Origin of the sequence: Bradyrhizobium sp. USDA 327 (genome assembly GCF_041262065.1) — a bacterium.
In the GTDB taxonomy this organism is placed as follows: Bacteria; Pseudomonadota; Alphaproteobacteria; order Rhizobiales; family Xanthobacteraceae; genus Bradyrhizobium; species Bradyrhizobium liaoningense.
Genome location: NZ_JBGCCW010000001.1, coordinates 1,179,232 through 1,194,433 on the forward strand (window position 1 = coordinate 1,179,232; position 15,202 = coordinate 1,194,433).

Below are 15,202 nucleotides of genomic sequence, written 5' to 3' on the forward strand. Positions count from 1 at the left end.
GTGGAGGCGCCTTCTGAACGCACACGACAGCGAGATCGGGATATGACGATGGAAAAATTGGACCTGCCGGGTGGTCCGCTATCCGGGATGGTTGCCTCGGCGGTCGAATACATGGTCGATGCGGGGCAGCGGAGCGTCTTGTTCCTGGACATCATGCGCCAGCGCGGCGATCAGTATCGCGAGCACGTCGCGCAGACGGCGCCGCATGTCCTGCAATATGCCGCTGAACTGATCGTCGACGGGCGCAAGCTCGATGAGCCCGTCAACTACGCGCTGGTGCGCATCATTCCACCCAAGGGGGTCGAGATCGATCTCGAACGGCGGCCGTTCGTCGTGGTCGATCCACGCGCGGGACACGGTCCGGGAATCGGCGGCTTCAAGGCGGACAGCGAGATCGGCGTTGCCATGAAAGCAGGGCATCCCTGCTACTTTATCGGCTTCCTGCCGGAGCCGATGCCAGGGCAGACCATCGAGCGCATCGCGCGCGCCGAGGCGCTGTTCATCGAGAAGGTCATCAGCCTGCATCCGAAAGCCGACGGCAAGCCCTGCGTGATCGGCAATTGCCAGGCCGGCTGGGCCGTCATGATCCTGGCGTCGCTGCGGCCTGAATTATTCGGGCCATTGATCATCGCCGGCGCACCGCTCGCTTACTGGGCGGGCGTGCACGGCAAATATCCGATGCGTTATTCCGGCGGCCTGTTGGGAGGGAGCTGGCTGACGGCACTGACCAGCGATCTCGGTGCCGGCAAGTTCGATGGCGCCTGGCTGGTGCAGAATTTCGAGAACCAGAACCCATCCAACACGCTCTGGACCAAGCAATACAACGTCTACTCCAAAGTCGATACCGAAGCCGATCGCTACCTCGACTTCGAGCGCTGGTGGGGCGGGCACGTCAACCTGAACGCGGAGGAAATCCAGTTCATCGTCGATGAGCTCTTCATCGGCAATAACCTCGCGGCCGGCAAGATCGAGATGTCGGACGGACAGAAGGTCGATCTGCGCAATATCAGGTCACCGATCGTGGTGTTCTGCTCCAAGGGCGACAACGTCACGCCGCCGCAGCAGGCGCTGGACTGGATTCTCGATTGCTATGCCGACGTCGATGAGATCAGAGCCTATGGGCAGACCATCGTCTATACCGTTCACGAGAGCATCGGCCATCTCGGCATCTTCGTGTCCGGCGGCGTTGCGAAAAAGCAGCATGCCGAATTCTCCAGCAACATCGATCTGATCGATGTCCTGCCTCCGGGGCTCTATGAAGCGACCTTTGAGGCCAAGGGTGAAGAGACCAAGAGCTCCGACCTCGTCGTCGGACAGTGGGTGATGCGCTGCGAGGCGCGAACGCTCGACGATATTCGCGCCATGGGCGGCAATTCACCCGAGGACGAGCGGCGCTTCGCGGCCGCAAAGCGCGTCTCCGAGATCAATCTCGCGGCGTACCGGAAGTTCGTCCAGCCCTGGATCAAAAAGATGGTCACGCCACAGATGGCGGAGACCATGCGCAACCTGCATCCGCTGCGGCTGCAGTACGAGGTCTTCAGCAGCCGGAATCCCTGGATGGGCGTCGTGAGGACGGCGGCCGAAGAGATCGAGGAGAAGCGCAAGCCTGTGGCAAAGGACAATCCCTTCCTGGCGTTCCAGGAGCAGATGTCCAAGCAGATCGTCCATGTGCTGGATAGCTGGCGCGACGCGCAGGAGGCCTTGAGCGAGACGATATTTCTCAATGTCTACGGCTCGCCCGCACTTCAGGCTGCGGTCGGGCTCGATCCGAAGTCGGAGCCGTCGCGTCGGCGCGAGATGTCGGCTGAGCACCGGGCGATGCTCGAAAGGCGAATTGCCGAATTGAAGTCCAGGATGGGCGAGGGGGGCCTCCGTGAAGCAGCTATTCGCAGTTTGCTCTATATAGGCTCCGCGCGCGGAATGATCGACGAGCGAAGCATCGAGGCGCTCCGTCGAGTCCGCCGCGATTACGGTGGAGCACGTTTGACTCTGCCTGAGTTCAAGATGCTGGTGCGTGAGCAGTTCTTCATGCTGCTGCTTGACCGGGACGGCGCCCTGGCCGCGATTCCGGGGATGCTCCCAGAGGACGTCGCGCAACGACTCGCTGCATTCGCAATGATGCGCGAGGTCCTCTCCGCCAGCGGCGAAATCACCGGAGAGAGCGCGAGCCGCCTGCTGCGCATTGCCGCGCTGTTCGGCGTCGAGGCGGGAGAGGGGCCGTCAAACATTGCCCCTTTCGACCCAAAGGCGAAGGCGTCCTAGGGGGTCATGGAAGGATTGGGAGTGACATCATGTCAGCCGATACCAGGTCAGCGCAGTCTTCCAGTAAGTACGATCGCTTGATTGCGGCAGCGAAGGCCGTGCCGCCGGTGCCGACCGTGGTGGTGCATCCTTGCGATGAGACCTCGTTGCGCGGAGCTGTCGATAGCGCGCAAGCCGGCATCATCCGACCGATCCTGGTCGGACCCGAGAGAAAGATCAGGGAGACGGCGGGCAGGCACGATCTCGATATCTCCGGCTTCGAGATCGTCGATGCCGCGCATAGCGAGGAAGCCGCGTCCAGGAGCGTCGAACTGATCCATGCTGCCAGGGGCGAGATGCTGATGAAGGGCAGCCTGCATACCGACGAACTCATGCGCGCCATCACGGCGAAAGCGGGTGGCCTGCGCACCGACCGTCGTATCAGCCACGTCTTCGTGATGGATGTTCCGGCCTATGCCGACACCCTGCTCGTCACCGACGCAGCCATCAACATCTTTCCCGATCTCGATGCCAAGCGGGATATCATCCAGAACGCCATTGATTTGTACAACCAGGCCGGCTTTGGAGAATCGCCGCGCGTGGCGATCCTGTCGGCCGTGGAAACCGTGACCTCGAAGATCCCATCGACGATCGAGGCGGCCGCCCTGTGCAAGATGGCCGACCGCGGTCAGATCAGTGGCGGCGTGCTCGACGGGCCGCTGGCCTTCGACAACGCCATCGATCCCGAGGCGGCACGGATCAAGGGCATCAAGTCCGAAGTTGCCGGGCGAGCCCAGATCCTCGTCGTTCCCGACCTCGAAGCCGGCAACATGCTGGCGAAAAATCTCGCCTACTTCGCCAAGGCCGACGGCGCCGGCATCGTGCTTGGCGCCCGGGTGCCGGTCGTGCTGACGTCCCGGGCAGACACGCCCCGTGCGCGCATGGCGTCCTGCGCGGTGGCGTCGCTCTATGCCAACGCCCGGCGCCAACATGCGCCGACAGTCGCTGCGTGACCGCGATGGATACGATCCTCGTCGTCAACGCAGGTTCCTCGAGCGTCAAGTTCCAGATCTTTTCTGTCGAGGGAGAGGGTATCCTTCGACGGCAGATCAAGGGCCAGATCGACGGCATTGCCAGCCGACCACGATTGCGGGCGAGTGGCGCGAACGGTGAGACGCTGGCCGAGCGAGCGTATCCGATCGAGGCCGTCGCAGACGTTCCGGCGGCGATGGAGATCGCCGGGAGCTGGTTGCGGGACGAGCTTCGCATCCACCCGATCGCGGTCGGACACCGCGTCGTGCATGGCGGTCCGCATTTTGACCGGCCGGTGTCGATCGACCACGGCGTTGTCGCCCGCCTGGAACGCCTCGTCAATCTCGCACCACTGCACCAGCCGCACAACCTAGCGCCGATCCGGTCGATCCTTGCCGGTTTTCCGGCCTTGCCGCAGGTGGCCTGCTTCGATACCGCCTTTCATCGAACGCACAGCGCGGTCGCCGATCACTACGCGATCCCGCATCAGCTCCATGCCGAGGGCGTGCGCCGTTACGGTTTCCACGGGCTGTCTTACGAATATGTCGCGAAGGCCCTGCCGCAGATTGCGCCCGACATCGCGAACCGGCGGGTCATCGTGGCTCATCTGGGTAGCGGCGCCTCGATGTGCGCGCTCAACGAGGGACGAAGCGTCGAAAGCACCATGGGCTTCACGGCGTTGGACGGGCTGCCGATGGGAACGCGGCCCGGCCAGCTTGACCCCGGTGTCGTGCTCTATCTCATCTCAGAGAAGGGCATGTCGGTGTCGAACGTTCAGGGCTTTCTCTATCGCGATTGCGGACTGAAGGGACTCTCGGGCGTCAGCAACGACATGCGGGAACTCGAGGCCAGCGACGACGCCAAGGCCAAGCTGGCGATCGACTATTTCGTGTATCGGATCGGCCTCAATGCCGGCATGCTCGCGGCCGCATTGCAAGGCTTGGACGCCTTCGTCTTCACTGCCGGCATTGGCGAGAATTCCGCGACGATTCGCGCCCGTGTGGTCGAGCAGCTCGGATGGCTCGGTGTCAGCCTCGACCACGCCAGCAATTCTCGCAATTCGCGGCTGATATCGCGTTCCGAGAGTCGTATCCCCGTCTATGTCGTACCGACCGACGAGGAACTGATGATCGCGCAGCACACGCTGTCGCTGCTGATGAACCAGCCATCGAGCAACTCCAGACAAGAGAGGGCGTCATGATTCCCGTGTTCCCGGACACCAAGGTCGCCCTGAAGAGCAAGAAAGGCCTCATCGTCGGCATCGCCAACGACCAATCCATCGCCTGGGGCTGCGCAAGGGCGTTTCGCGCCCTCGGGGCGGAACTCGCCGTCACCTACCTCAATGACCGTGCCAAGAAGCATGTCGAACCGCTCGCGCGTGCGCTGGAAGCGCCGATCTTCATGCCGCTGGACGTCATGGTGGAAGGCCAGACTGAACAGGTCTTCGAGCGTATTGCAAGCGAGTGGGGGCAACTCGATTTCCTGCTGCATTCGATCGCATTTTCGCCGAAGGAGGCGCTGCACGGCCGCGTTGTGGATGTCGGGCGCGACGGTTTCCTGAAGACGATGGATGTCTCCTGCTGGTCGTTCATGCGGATGGCGCATCTCGCCGAACCGCTGATGAAGAACGGGGGCACGATGTTCACCATGACCTACTACGGCAGCCAGATGGTCGTGAAGAACTACAACGTTATGGGGGTGGCCAAGGCAGCGCTTGAAGCGGCGGTCCGCTACATTGCGGCCGAACTCGGTCCGAAGGGCATCCGTGTTCACGCGATCTCACCAGGACCGCTCGCCACGCGCGCGGCATCGGGCATTCCCGAATTCGATGATCTCATGGACAAGGCGCAGTCCACCGCGCCGACCCGCAGCCTCGTCAGCATTGAAGACGTCGGCAACGCCACGGCGTTCCTGGCGCTCGACGGGGCCAAGCTGATCACCGGCGGCGTTCTCTATGTCGACGGCGGTTATCACATCATCGACTGAACAACGGCGGAGGTTCAGGTGCGTACGGTCGGGTTGAGCTTGTTGTTGCTTGCGATCCATTTCGTGCCCGCGCAGGCGCAAACCTACGATCCGCGCTATGCTGTATGCATGAAGGTCTACGAAGGGTCTCTTGGCGGAGGCGAATGGATCGATTGCAGCTACACATCGCTGCCGCAGTGTCAGGCGTCAGCTTTCGGACGAGCCGCCATGTGCGTGATAAACCCGTACTTCGCTCAGGCGTTCCCCCGTGGGGGATACCCGCGATATCCGCGAGCCTACTGACGGCGTCCTCCGGATCGCCGCGGCCCGCCGTTGGCTGCACACCTAGCGGTAATGCAGCGCGATCAGCTCGGCGACGCAGGCCGGCTTCTTGCCGCCCTCGATCTCAATGACGAGATGGTAGTTGACGCGCAGGCCGTCCGGCGGCACGTCCTCGGCTTCGGCGACCGTGATCCGCCCGCGCAGCCTCGATCCGGCGGGGACGGGGGCAAGATATCGGATTCGATCCGCGCCGTAGTTCAGGGTGTTGCGCAGGCCCTTCAGGCCCATCACCGAACGAATGAAAAGAGGCGCAAGCGACAGGGACAGCAGGCCATGCGCGATGGTGGTGCCGCCTGGCGCTTCCCTCCTGGCGCGTTCCTGATCGACGTGGATCCACTGCTCGTCGCAAGTCGCTTGGGCGAACTGGTTGATGCGATCCTGCGTCACCTCGATCCAGTCGCTGACGCCGATCTCGGTACCGACCGCGGATTTGATCTCGTCGAAGTTGCTGAATATGCGCATGATGGTGGCCTGCTCAGATCTTCATTTCCGGGATGTCGTCGGGCACGACGAGCTCGGCGTCCGTCACCGCCATGACCTCGCCCACGCTGGTGCCGGGAGCAATCTCCAGCAACGTGGCCTTGCCGTCAGGAAAGCCGATCACCGCCATGTCGGTCACGACCAGCTGCACCGGCCGGACCGACGTCAACGGCAGCGTGCATTTGGCGACGATCTTGGACTTGCCTTTCGCGGCGTGCTGCATGGCGACGATGACCCGCTTGGCGCCGCTGACGAGGTCCATCGCGCCGCCCATGCCCGGAACCATCTTGCCGGGGATCATCCAGTTGGCGAGATGGCCGTGGGCATCGACCTGGAGTCCGCCGAGCACGGTCACGTCGACGTGGCCGCCGCGGATCAGTCCGAACGACATCGCGCTGTCGAAGGTGCTGGCCCCCGGCAGCGCGCTGATCGGGCGGCCGCCGGCGTCGGTCAGCAGCGGATGAGAAAGTCCTTGCTCGGGGATCGGCCCGGTACCGATCAATCCGTTCTCCGACTGGAAGAATACTTTCAAGTCAGGCGGAACGTAGTTGGCAACAAGCGTCGGAATGCCGATGCCGAGATTGACGAGATCGCCGCTTCTGAGCTCCTTGGCGACGCGTCGGGCGATGATCTCCTGTGCGTCCATGTGTCACCCGTTCGGGTTCGTAATGAGATAGTCGACCAGCGGCGCCGGCGTTACGACGTGGTCGGGTGCGATGACGCCAACGGGCACGATGTGTTCCGCGGTCACGATCACGGTGTCCGCCGCCATCGCCATGACCGGATTGAAGTTGCGCGCGGTCAGCGCATAGGAGAGGTTGCCGAGGTAATCGGCGAGAAAAGCGTGAACCAGCGCGAACTGCGCGCGCAGAGCGGTCTCGAGCAGGAACGATTTTCCGTCGACCTCGATCTGGCGCTTGCCTTCCGCGACCAGCGTGCCAACGCCGGTCGGCGTGAGGACGCCGCCGAGACCGCATCCGCCTGCGCGAATGCGCTCGACGAAGGTGCCTTGCGGAATCAAATCGACCGCGATTTGCTTGGCCAGCATCTGTTGCTGCGCCTTCGGATTGAGGCCGATGTGGGTCGCGGTGAGACGCGAGACCAGATCCGCATCGAACAGCTTCCCGACACCTTTGCCCGGCAACGCAGCGTCGTTACTGATGATGGAGAGCCCTGCCTTTCGTTGCCGGACGAGCTCGTCGAGCAGACGCCCCGGCGTGCCGACCCCCATGAAGCCGCCGACCATGATGCTTGCGCCTGCCGGGATCATCGCGACGGCTTCTTCGATGGAAACGGCCTTCATGGTTCCAACTCCAGTCGGCAGAGATCAAGGAAGCGACGGTGGAATGCTCGCTTTGCGTTCATCCCGGTCCCTTGATCTGCGTCAAGGCTTCTCATGATTCATGGAACGCGATGCCGACGCCTTCCAGCGCGCTGGTCCATAGCTTGCGAATCTCGACGTGGCGATGTTCGAGCGCAGCGCTGACAGCATCGCGATGGGCCAAAAGCTCCGGCCCTTTCAGGAACAGGATTTGCGCCTGCAGCAACCGGCCGCTCTCCAATTCGATGCGCCGCAAGGCCATGACGAAGGGATCGTCGGCATTGGCTTCCCTCGGGAGCAAAGCGGCCGGCCTTATGCCGGCATGAACGGCATGCGCAAGTGTTGCCAGGCCGACTGCCTGCGCCAGCGGCTGATCCGGAATGCTTTCGGCTGGTTGCGGAAACCATGCCGTCTCCCAGGACATCGACAGGTACCCCAGCGCAAGGTCCGGGACCCAGGACGTCGCCCGAAGCAGCAGGGAGACGATCTCCGCCTCGTGGTAGACCTGCGCGTTCAATTCGGTCTGCCAGGCGGACACGAGCTTTGCGGGCAGCGCGAACGCGAACTGCCGCGCCAACGCGCCATGGGCGGAGGTCAGGAACGCGGCGACGCGAGTCTGCTGGTACGGCGGCACACGGCCTTGCGGGTCGAGCGGTCCAAGGAATTCGCTCATGTGGCCGGTCCCTGCACGGGAATGGCGCGCAGATGATCGTAGCCGGCAGGAAACGCAATGAGCTCGCCGCCGGCCTCTTCCGGCGCGATCCAGACAGCCTTGTTGCCCTGCCAGCGGCCGGCCAGCACGTCCTCTGCGAAGCGGGCGAGCAGGTCCGCGGTCAGAGCCGGCTTCTCCAGCGTGAAGGCGTGATAGGCGCGCTGGATGATTACGAGCGCGCTGTTCGGAATCCGGACGCGCAGGGTCTCATGGAGTGCGCGAGGCGTCAGGAAGTCGAACTCGCCGTTCAGGATCATGGTCGGCAGGGTGATCGACGACAGTTGTGACGTCAGCGGCCGGAAGTCGAGGAAGGACTCCATCAGGTTTTGCAGCGCGTAGACGTCGTTGACCAGCCATCCCTGCCGTTTCACGCTGTCGAGCTTGTCCAATACCGGTCCTAGCCATTGATCGGAGACGTTCATCGGCAGCAACAGATCCTGGAGGTAGCTGGTGCCGCCCAGGATCAGCGCGGTGCGGAGTGCGTTGCCAAGCAGGAACAGTTGCGGCGGAAGCTCCGCGAAGCAGCTCATCGGCGCCAGCCCGGCCAGCCGCTCGCCGTGCTCGATCGCGTAGCGCAGCGCGATCAGGCCGCCGAAGCTGATACCGGCGAGAAAAATGGGTCCGTCGCCGAGTTCGTCGACCAGGAGATGAAGCGCCGCCACCTGATCGTCCTGGCTGATGAAGAGAGCGGGCTTGTCGGACACCCCCTGGCCGAGCAGGTCGAACGTCGCGACGCGGAATTGCCGCGCAACCAGGGCGTCGCGATACGCGGCCCACAGCTCGGCATATTGTGTAAGCCCATTGACCAGCACATAGGCGGGAGCGTTCGCTGGCCCGTCAAGCTCATAACGGATGCGATATGAGCCGTGACTGAGAAAGGGCATTGCGGGGTCCGGGCCGGATGGATGGCAACCACAATGCTCGTCCACGAAGACAGCGATCCATTGAGTTAGATCAAGGGTCGGCCGCGAGCGCGTACCTAGCCTTTTGACAAAATTGCCGGGAGGAAGCGGCCATGGCCGGAAAGAACTTCATTCGGTATTGCTGTGTGAGTCTGCTGTTGCTGTTGGTGGGGACCGCGCTGGCGGTCGCGGAGCCCTTCACCCGCCGCTCATCGCAGATGCAGCATGACGAGCTCAAGAAGACCTACGAGATTGCGAACTTCCGCATCGGCGGCAAGTACGATCTCTCCGACCCTTCGAAGTGGGAGAACGGCGGCGAGGGCGGCGTCACGCTCGAATCGCTCGGCGCCGGCAAACTGCGTACGGCCTACATTGCGATCGGCAACGCCCGCCGCAATGCGGCGGGCGAGATCACCAATGCCGTGATCGTCAATTCCTATTACTCCGGCGATTCCACTGACATGTACGAGCAGTGGGTCAAGGGCACTGCCCTGTCGGGCGGAGTTCCTGTCATTGGGCCGGGCCGGCCGATCGACACCGATCGCTACTATGTCGTGATGGTCGATCCGCTTGGCACCTGGGGCGCGAGCAAACCGTCCGACGGGCTCGGCACCAAGTTTCCGCAGTATAGCTACTACGACATGGTGCAGGCGAACTACCGCATGCTGCACGACGGCCTGAAGATCGCACATGCGGCGCTGATTACCGGCGTCTCGATGGGCGGCACGCAGACCTATGTCTGGGGCGTGATGCACCCGGAATTCATGGGCGGGCTGATGCCGATCGGCGGCACCACGCAGTCGGACGCAGAGGACCCGGTCGGCAACTGGACCTTCCAGATGATGACCGCAGCCATCCAGTCCGATCCCGTGTGGCAAGCAACGAAGGGCGACTACTACAAGCTGCCCAAGGAAAAGCATCCCGTGCCGGGCGTTGCCTTCGGCTGGTCGGTGCTTGGCTTGACCGGATACGACTTCGCCTACCGCACGACGCAGAGCTTCGCCGCCGTGCAGCCCGAAGTGTTCTACTGGGATCCGCCGAACGAAAAGGCCGGCAGTAGCGTGACCAATCGCGCCAAGCTGTATGACGCGGTCGATCTCGTCTGGCGCAACCGGGTCGGCGAAACCCACAACGTCAATCCCTATCTCGGCCGCATTCAGGCCCGCACCATGGTGATGCACATCACCAACGACCTGTGGCTGAACTTCAAGCTGGCCGAGCGCGCCGTCGACCGAGTACCGGGCGCCCAGCTGATCGCGGAGGAAAGCCCTGTCGCCCACTACGGCGTGTTCTCGATCGTCAATCACCGGAAGAACGATCCGAAGTTCGTCGCCTTCATGGATGACGTGGCGAGCCTCGATCGCGCGCAGAAATACGTCGACAAGAACTATCGCGCGCCGGGCGTGACCGAAAAGATCGACCCCACCAAGTCGTTCTGGAAGGAAGCCGTGACCTACCCCTATCCGGTCAAATACGCGACCGCGAAAGACAAGCGAGGCACGTCCTGGCAGATCGGCTACATGGACGAGTACGCCGGCACCGAGAAGGATCCAAAGGTGCTCGTCATCATTCATGGCAAAGGCGCGTTCGGCGGGCACTACGGTAACGTCATGCAATATGCTCTGCGTAGCGGCCTGCGCGTGATCGTGCCGGACCTGCCGCACTACGGCATGTCCGGTCCCGGCAATCTCGACAAGAGCCCGGCGCGGACGATGCAGGACATGCGCGAAGCCGTGTACGATCTCGTGGTCAATCAGCTCGGCGTCAAGAAGGCCCACTACCTCGGTCATTCGCTCGGCGGCCAGGTCGTCATGGGCTATGCCCTCACGTGGCCGGACGCCGTCCACGGCCTTGCGCTCGAAGCTCCTTCGGGCCTTGAAGAGTATCCGCGCGACATCACGATCGCCAAGGACAAGAAGGCGCGCCTGTTCGATCAGGTCTTCGATCATGATTTCGACAAGTGGAAGGAAACCTGGGGTCCGACCGGCATCCTTGCCGCGGAGCTCGGACGCTCGGAGCAGAGCGTCCGCGACTTCTTCTATTTCAAGAAACGTGATCCTGAGACCAACGCCGTGTCGGCGGCGAAAAGCGGCTATTTCTACAGCGACAGCGAATATGCCCGCTTCCACACCGAGCAGCGCGTCGGGCTCATCAAGGGCAACCCGAAGGAGTTCGAGCAATGGGCCAACGTCTTCATCTACGACATCTATTCGATCGGGTCCGAGCTGCAGCAGGATGACCCGAAGAACCTCTACCAGCGGGTGGCCCAGATCAAGGCGCCGATCTTCCTCTCCTTCGGCGACAAGGAGCCGTTCATCCCGACGCCGGCGTTCAACGGCTTGACGGACCTCGGACGCGACGTCATCACGCCGTTCATGTCACGCATGACCAGTGCGGGCAACCGGCCAATTCTCAAGATCTATCCGGAGACAGGTCACTTCATCCACACCGACAATCCGGTGGAGTTCCCGGTCGACGTGGTGGACTTCGTGATCAAGGGAACGGTCGATACGTCGTCGCCGCTCGGCACGGATCGGATGATCAAAGGTTCGGCCGTCTCGGCCTTGCCGGTGGCGCCGACTCCACCCGGCGCCGCACCGACGGCCGGCCTGAACAAATAGGCTGGACCATGTCAACGGTTGAGGCGGGTGAGGTCCGGTTGGGCTGGCGAGAGTGGGGCCAAGGCGACGTCACCGTCGTCTTCATCCACGGCAATCTCGCCAGCAAGGACTGGATCGAGCTCGCTGCGCCGATGTTTCCGAGCGGACTGCGCGTGATCGGAATCGACTGGCGCGGCTGCGGCGACAGCGATCGGCCGAAACCCGCGGCCGACTATGCCAACTACTCGATGCAGCAGCATGCGCACGACATGCTGGCGGCACTGGATGCGCTGGGCATCGGGTTTTGCCATCTCGCGACCCATTCGACCGGCGGCATCATCGTCGCACGGATGCTGCTGATGCAGCCGCAGCGGTTCGGGCGGGTGTTTGCGCTCGACCCGGTCACGCCGCTCGGAATGTCCTTCAATGCCGATCAGATCGGCCTTTTCCGGGCGATGATGGCGAGCAAGGAGCTGACGCGGACGGTGATGGCCACCGCAGCATCCTCGCTGTTCGTGCCGGAGAGCCTTGCGCCGAACGCAATCCCGCGATTCCGCGAGGGGCTCGGCGAGATCCCGGCGCTGTTCGATCGCATCATTGAGCAGACTTTTGGCGTCTCCGAGGGCATCTGGATCGGCACGCCGGTCAACCTCAACCGGGAAAAGGAAAGCCGGGAGCTGGAGCGCCGCATGCCGGAAATCCAGCATCCGCATCTCGTGCTCTGGGGCGAGCAGGACGGGTGGATCCCGCCGGCGGATCTCGAGAGCATGGCGGCGGCGATGCCGGACTGCCGGCTCGTGACTGTACCCCGGATGGGTCATTCCATGAATCTGGAACTGCCGGCGCTGTATGCCGGCTATTTCGGAGCCTGGTTCGGAGGACTAGCGAAATAGCAATTCTCAATGGAGGATGAGCATGGCCGAAACCACAAAGCTTTCCGTCGAAAAGGCACTCGAGAAGCTGCGCGCCGAAGAGCAGCTGAAATCGAGGACTGAGCAGCAGGACGAGAAGATAGAAGCACTTAACGAAGAGATCAGGCGCATGAGAGCTCAGAGGCTGCGCCTCGACCAGAGGCCAGGTAAGCGCCGTTGAAGCACATCCGCTTGTCAGAGTGGCGGACTTGGCGTCGCATGTCACGGCACGGCAGCGGCGGGGATGCCGCCTATCTGGGATCGTTACCGGACCGTCTGCGGGTGCTACCCGTGCCCGCTCTGCTACCGAGGCTCACATTCACGCATGACAATGTAAGGAGGTTCTAATGAAGCTTCGTCGATCAGCCACATTGACTCTTTCCGGGTTGGCCTTAACCGCTTCGGTGGCGCTCGTAGGAACTGCCGTCAGTAGCGGACCGGCAGCTGCAGTCGTCTACTGCCAATACGTCGATTATCCGCCGAGCTGCATTGCACGGCCCGGCGTCGTGCTCAGGCCGCGTCCTGTTGCGCGCGCGGTAACGCGTGAAGCGGTGCGGCCTGGAACGCCAATGAATCGCGGCGGCCCCGTCGATCGCGTCGGGCGACGCTGAAAATCGGCATACGCGACGTGAGTACAAGTTCGGCAGCTCTCGACCGGTTTGTTCGAGGTGCAATCCTGGTCGGCTCACGCCGATATGCTGCCGCGGTCGGCGGTGAAGGCGACGATCGCCTTCACCCGGCGGATTTCCCCGCCGCAATGACGACCTTATGCGCGATCCGGTTCTCCGCGATTCCTGTCTCGGAGCAGGTGAGTTGAATCCGTTGGTTAGAGGAGGAGAAAGACAATGGCAGACATCAATCCTTCGGCTGAAAATGCACGTGCGATGTTGACCGAGAGTCTCGGCCGCCTTCGCAAGGGCAGTGAAGAGTATTTCAGTCTGCTTGAAAAAGCTCTGAGTTCGTCGCCGCTGCCGATCGCCGACCAGGCCAAACAGTTCTGCAATTTCATGCAGCGCAACGTAACCGCGACATTCGATCTCGGTGACAAGCTGACCCAGGCCAGGGACGTGCAGGACGCCCTCAAGATGCAATCCGAATTCTTTCAGGACCAGATGAGGGCCCTGACCGATCAGGCCAAGAACATGGGCGAGACTGCAATGAAGGCCGTGACGGGGGCCTTCACGCCAAAGATCTGAGCGGATGGGAACTCGAAGAGATGGGCGCTGGCAGGACCACCGCGCCTCATGTTCTGGCTCGCGATGAGGGCACAATGGCGCTTCAGTTCGTGGTCGGCACCATTGTCAGCCTTGTAAACATCATGATTCACGCGCTGGTGACAGTCGGTGCAATTGGCATTGCTCGTTCGGCCGGACTGCGACATATGGAGTGGCCAAGACTGCACCTGATGGCCGTGATGGCCGCTACCGCCGCCGTTCTGATGGTGGCGCATACGTTGGAAAGCGTCGTCTGGTCGGCGGCTTATTTGATGGTGGGCGTGGCGCCCGCCGGCACCGATTTGGTCTATTTCGCCTTCGTCAACTACACAACGCTCGGCTATGGCGACATCACGCCGATCCAGGCGCGCCGGCTGCTAGGCCCGATGACTGCGATGAACGGCATCCTGCTGTTCGGCTGGTCGACCGCAATGCTGTTCGAAGTGCTGCGCAAGACCGTGGAGCGCCTTGCCGCGAACGCTAGCGCATGCAATTCTGCGGATTGAGCGAGCTGCCCGGCTCCGCCTCGGATTGCGGTGCATTCAACGGCGACCTGTAGTTCAGGCGTAGGACGAATTGTCGCGCTTCGCGCGAAGCGTCAGTTCTGGAGATCGAAGCTGGCAAGCTTCAACCGGTCCAGCAGCACGATCTGACGCTGGGTGTTGCCGATGAAGCCGAGGACTCCGAACTCGTGCAGCCGCGACAACGCACGCGAAACGGTTTCGAGCGTCAGGCCGAGATAGTCGGCGATGTCGCGCCGCGACATCGGCAGCGCGATAACGTCCGCCGCAGTCAAGCGCTTATCCATTTCGAGCAGGAACGCGGCAACCCGCTCGAGCGAGGTCTTACGTCCAAGCAGCAGCATGTGTTCTTCGGCGTGGTGGAGATTGGCAGTCGTCATGCCAAACAGGTTCCTGGCGACCATCGCATCGCTCTTGGCCACCATTTCGAGACTTTGCCGCTTGATGAGGTGAACGGTGGTGTCGATGATGGCTTCCGCCGTGAAGCGATGAGCTCCGCCATTCTCGAGGCCGAAAATGTCGCCCGGGAGGTGAAACGCGCCGATCTGGCGCCGGCCGTCTGTCAGCAGCTTGTAACTTCGCACTGCACCAACCTTGACCTGATAGACGTACTCGGCCGGCTCTTTCTCCCCGTAGACTTCAGTGCCCTTCTTGTAGGTGAATTCGCTCAGACTGACGATCGTGTTCGAATCGCTGGTCATTCCGAAGTCACGGAGAGAATTGGGGCGCGGGGACCGGTCGGTTGCGATACGCACAAACATGGACCGCCTCCTCTGGTCGCTTGACGGGTTCGTCGCTGGGATTATTTCGCTGCCGGGAGTGCCTCTTTTTCCCGGGCGATTGGTCTACGATGAAGGCCGTGTTATAAGCCATTGTCTCTCAGGTCATTGTACCAAGGGGCAGGGCGGAATACCTTGCACGACATGAAGCGCCTCAGGCGCATTTTTCGTTGGTTGCTTTT

The 15,202-nt window shown here is 62.3% G+C and carries 16 protein-coding genes; 10 read left to right on the forward strand and 6 right to left on the reverse strand.

Annotation, left to right across the window (positions count from 1 at the left end):
• Positions 1-42 precede the first annotated feature (42 nt).
• From ABIA42_RS05345 to ABIA42_RS05365, 5 genes are read left to right on the forward strand one after another with little or no spacing between them, the layout of a single operon-like run.
• Positions 43-2,262 carry a DUF3141 domain-containing protein gene (locus tag ABIA42_RS05345; RefSeq protein WP_370115087.1) on the forward strand — a complete coding sequence of 740 codons (2,220 nt, stop codon included), beginning with the start codon at positions 43-45 and terminating at the stop codon, positions 2,260-2,262.
• Between the two features lie 29 nt (positions 2,263-2,291).
• A complete protein-coding gene (locus ABIA42_RS05350; RefSeq protein WP_370115085.1) occupies positions 2,292-3,254 on the forward strand; it encodes a phosphate acetyltransferase in 963 nt (320 codons plus the stop codon).
• Between the two features lie 5 nt (positions 3,255-3,259).
• Positions 3,260-4,474: an acetate/propionate family kinase gene (locus ABIA42_RS05355; protein WP_370115083.1), complete on the forward strand. Its 1,215-nt coding sequence runs from the start codon at positions 3,260-3,262 to the stop codon at positions 4,472-4,474.
• A complete protein-coding gene (gene fabI / locus ABIA42_RS05360; RefSeq protein ID WP_370115081.1) occupies positions 4,471-5,259 on the forward strand; it encodes an enoyl-ACP reductase FabI in 789 nt (262 codons plus the stop codon). The genes ABIA42_RS05355 and fabI overlap by 4 nt, the downstream gene beginning before the upstream one ends.
• Before the next feature lie 18 nt (positions 5,260-5,277).
• Complete coding sequence (locus ABIA42_RS05365) at positions 5,278-5,541, forward strand: DUF3551 domain-containing protein (protein WP_370115079.1); 264 nt, start codon at positions 5,278-5,280, stop codon at positions 5,539-5,541.
• 42 nt (positions 5,542-5,583) lie between these two features.
• On the opposite strand, the gene ABIA42_RS05370 is transcribed toward ABIA42_RS05365, so the two are convergent.
• From ABIA42_RS05370 to ABIA42_RS05390, 5 genes are all read right to left on the reverse strand, one after another.
• A complete protein-coding gene (locus ABIA42_RS05370) occupies positions 5,584-6,042 on the reverse strand; it encodes a MaoC family dehydratase (protein ID WP_035672683.1) in 459 nt (152 codons plus the stop codon).
• 13 nt (positions 6,043-6,055) lie between these two features.
• A complete protein-coding gene (locus ABIA42_RS05375; RefSeq protein WP_370115077.1) occupies positions 6,056-6,706 on the reverse strand; it encodes a 3-oxoacid CoA-transferase subunit B in 651 nt (216 codons plus the stop codon).
• A gap of 3 nt (positions 6,707-6,709) precedes the next feature.
• A complete protein-coding gene (locus ABIA42_RS05380) occupies positions 6,710-7,363 on the reverse strand; it encodes a CoA transferase subunit A (protein WP_370115075.1) in 654 nt (217 codons plus the stop codon).
• A gap of 91 nt (positions 7,364-7,454) precedes the next feature.
• The gene (locus ABIA42_RS05385) at positions 7,455-8,054 is read right to left on the reverse strand and encodes a hypothetical protein (RefSeq protein WP_271530145.1); all 600 of its coding nucleotides are present in this window, start codon (positions 8,052-8,054) and stop codon (positions 7,455-7,457) included.
• Positions 8,051-8,977, reverse strand: coding sequence for an alpha/beta fold hydrolase (locus ABIA42_RS05390; protein ID WP_370115073.1), 927 nt, complete (start codon positions 8,975-8,977; stop codon positions 8,051-8,053). The genes ABIA42_RS05385 and ABIA42_RS05390 overlap by 4 nt, the downstream gene beginning before the upstream one ends.
• 131 nt (positions 8,978-9,108) lie before the next feature.
• Between ABIA42_RS05390 and ABIA42_RS05395 the strand changes: the two genes are divergently transcribed.
• The 5 genes from ABIA42_RS05395 (at position 9,109) to ABIA42_RS05415 (ending at position 14,226) form a co-directional block, all read left to right on the forward strand.
• Positions 9,109-11,616 (forward strand): alpha/beta hydrolase, encoded by a 2,508-nt coding sequence (locus ABIA42_RS05395; protein ID WP_370115071.1) that lies wholly within the window; start codon positions 9,109-9,111, stop codon positions 11,614-11,616.
• A gap of 8 nt (positions 11,617-11,624) precedes the next feature.
• Positions 11,625-12,488 (forward strand): alpha/beta fold hydrolase, encoded by an 864-nt coding sequence (locus tag ABIA42_RS05400; protein WP_370115069.1) that lies wholly within the window; start codon positions 11,625-11,627, stop codon positions 12,486-12,488.
• Positions 12,489-12,510: 22 nt separating this feature from the next.
• On the forward strand, positions 12,511-12,687 hold the full coding sequence (locus ABIA42_RS05405) for a hypothetical protein (protein ID WP_370115067.1): 177 nt from the start codon (positions 12,511-12,513) through the stop codon (positions 12,685-12,687).
• A 664-nt stretch (positions 12,688-13,351) separates the two neighbouring features.
• The gene (locus ABIA42_RS05410; RefSeq protein ID WP_271530139.1) at positions 13,352-13,702 is read left to right on the forward strand and encodes a phasin; all 351 of its coding nucleotides are present in this window, start codon (positions 13,352-13,354) and stop codon (positions 13,700-13,702) included.
• A 74-nt stretch (positions 13,703-13,776) separates the two neighbouring features.
• Positions 13,777-14,226 carry a potassium channel family protein gene (locus ABIA42_RS05415; protein WP_370115065.1) on the forward strand — a complete coding sequence of 150 codons (450 nt, stop codon included), beginning with the start codon at positions 13,777-13,779 and terminating at the stop codon, positions 14,224-14,226.
• 92 nt (positions 14,227-14,318) lie between these two features.
• Here the strand turns inward: ABIA42_RS05415 and ABIA42_RS05420 are convergent, their stop codons facing one another.
• The gene (locus ABIA42_RS05420) at positions 14,319-15,002 is read right to left on the reverse strand and encodes a helix-turn-helix domain-containing protein (protein WP_370115063.1); all 684 of its coding nucleotides are present in this window, start codon (positions 15,000-15,002) and stop codon (positions 14,319-14,321) included.
• Positions 15,003-15,202: the final 200 nt, after the last annotated feature.

Excerpts from the sequence above, each read along its gene's own strand:
- fabI (WP_370115081.1), top strand. The coding sequence starts at position 4,471 with ATGATTCCCGTGTTCCCGGACACCAAGGTCGCCCTGAAGAGCAAGAAA.
- ABIA42_RS05400 (WP_370115069.1), top strand. The coding sequence starts at position 11,625 with ATGTCAACGGTTGAGGCGGGTGAGGTCCGGTTGGGCTGGCGAGAGTGG.
- ABIA42_RS05370 (WP_035672683.1), bottom strand. The coding sequence starts at position 6,042 with ATGCGCATATTCAGCAACTTCGACGAGATCAAATCCGCGGTCGGTACC.
- ABIA42_RS05410 (WP_271530139.1), top strand. The coding sequence starts at position 13,352 with ATGGCAGACATCAATCCTTCGGCTGAAAATGCACGTGCGATGTTGACC.
- ABIA42_RS05380 (WP_370115075.1), bottom strand. The coding sequence starts at position 7,363 with ATGAAGGCCGTTTCCATCGAAGAAGCCGTCGCGATGATCCCGGCAGGC.
- ABIA42_RS05385 (WP_271530145.1), bottom strand. The coding sequence starts at position 8,054 with ATGAGCGAATTCCTTGGACCGCTCGACCCGCAAGGCCGTGTGCCGCCG.
- ABIA42_RS05405 (WP_370115067.1), top strand. The coding sequence starts at position 12,511 with ATGGCCGAAACCACAAAGCTTTCCGTCGAAAAGGCACTCGAGAAGCTG.
- ABIA42_RS05390 (WP_370115073.1), bottom strand. The coding sequence starts at position 8,977 with ATGCCCTTTCTCAGTCACGGCTCATATCGCATCCGTTATGAGCTTGAC.
- ABIA42_RS05350 (WP_370115085.1), top strand. The coding sequence starts at position 2,292 with ATGTCAGCCGATACCAGGTCAGCGCAGTCTTCCAGTAAGTACGATCGC.
- ABIA42_RS05420 (WP_370115063.1), bottom strand. The coding sequence starts at position 15,002 with ATGTTTGTGCGTATCGCAACCGACCGGTCCCCGCGCCCCAATTCTCTC.
- ABIA42_RS05345 (WP_370115087.1), top strand. The coding sequence starts at position 43 with ATGACGATGGAAAAATTGGACCTGCCGGGTGGTCCGCTATCCGGGATG.
- ABIA42_RS05415 (WP_370115065.1), top strand. The coding sequence starts at position 13,777 with ATGGCGCTTCAGTTCGTGGTCGGCACCATTGTCAGCCTTGTAAACATC.
- ABIA42_RS05375 (WP_370115077.1), bottom strand. The coding sequence starts at position 6,706 with ATGGACGCACAGGAGATCATCGCCCGACGCGTCGCCAAGGAGCTCAGA.
- ABIA42_RS05395 (WP_370115071.1), top strand. The coding sequence starts at position 9,109 with ATGGCCGGAAAGAACTTCATTCGGTATTGCTGTGTGAGTCTGCTGTTG.
- ABIA42_RS05355 (WP_370115083.1), top strand. The coding sequence starts at position 3,260 with ATGGATACGATCCTCGTCGTCAACGCAGGTTCCTCGAGCGTCAAGTTC.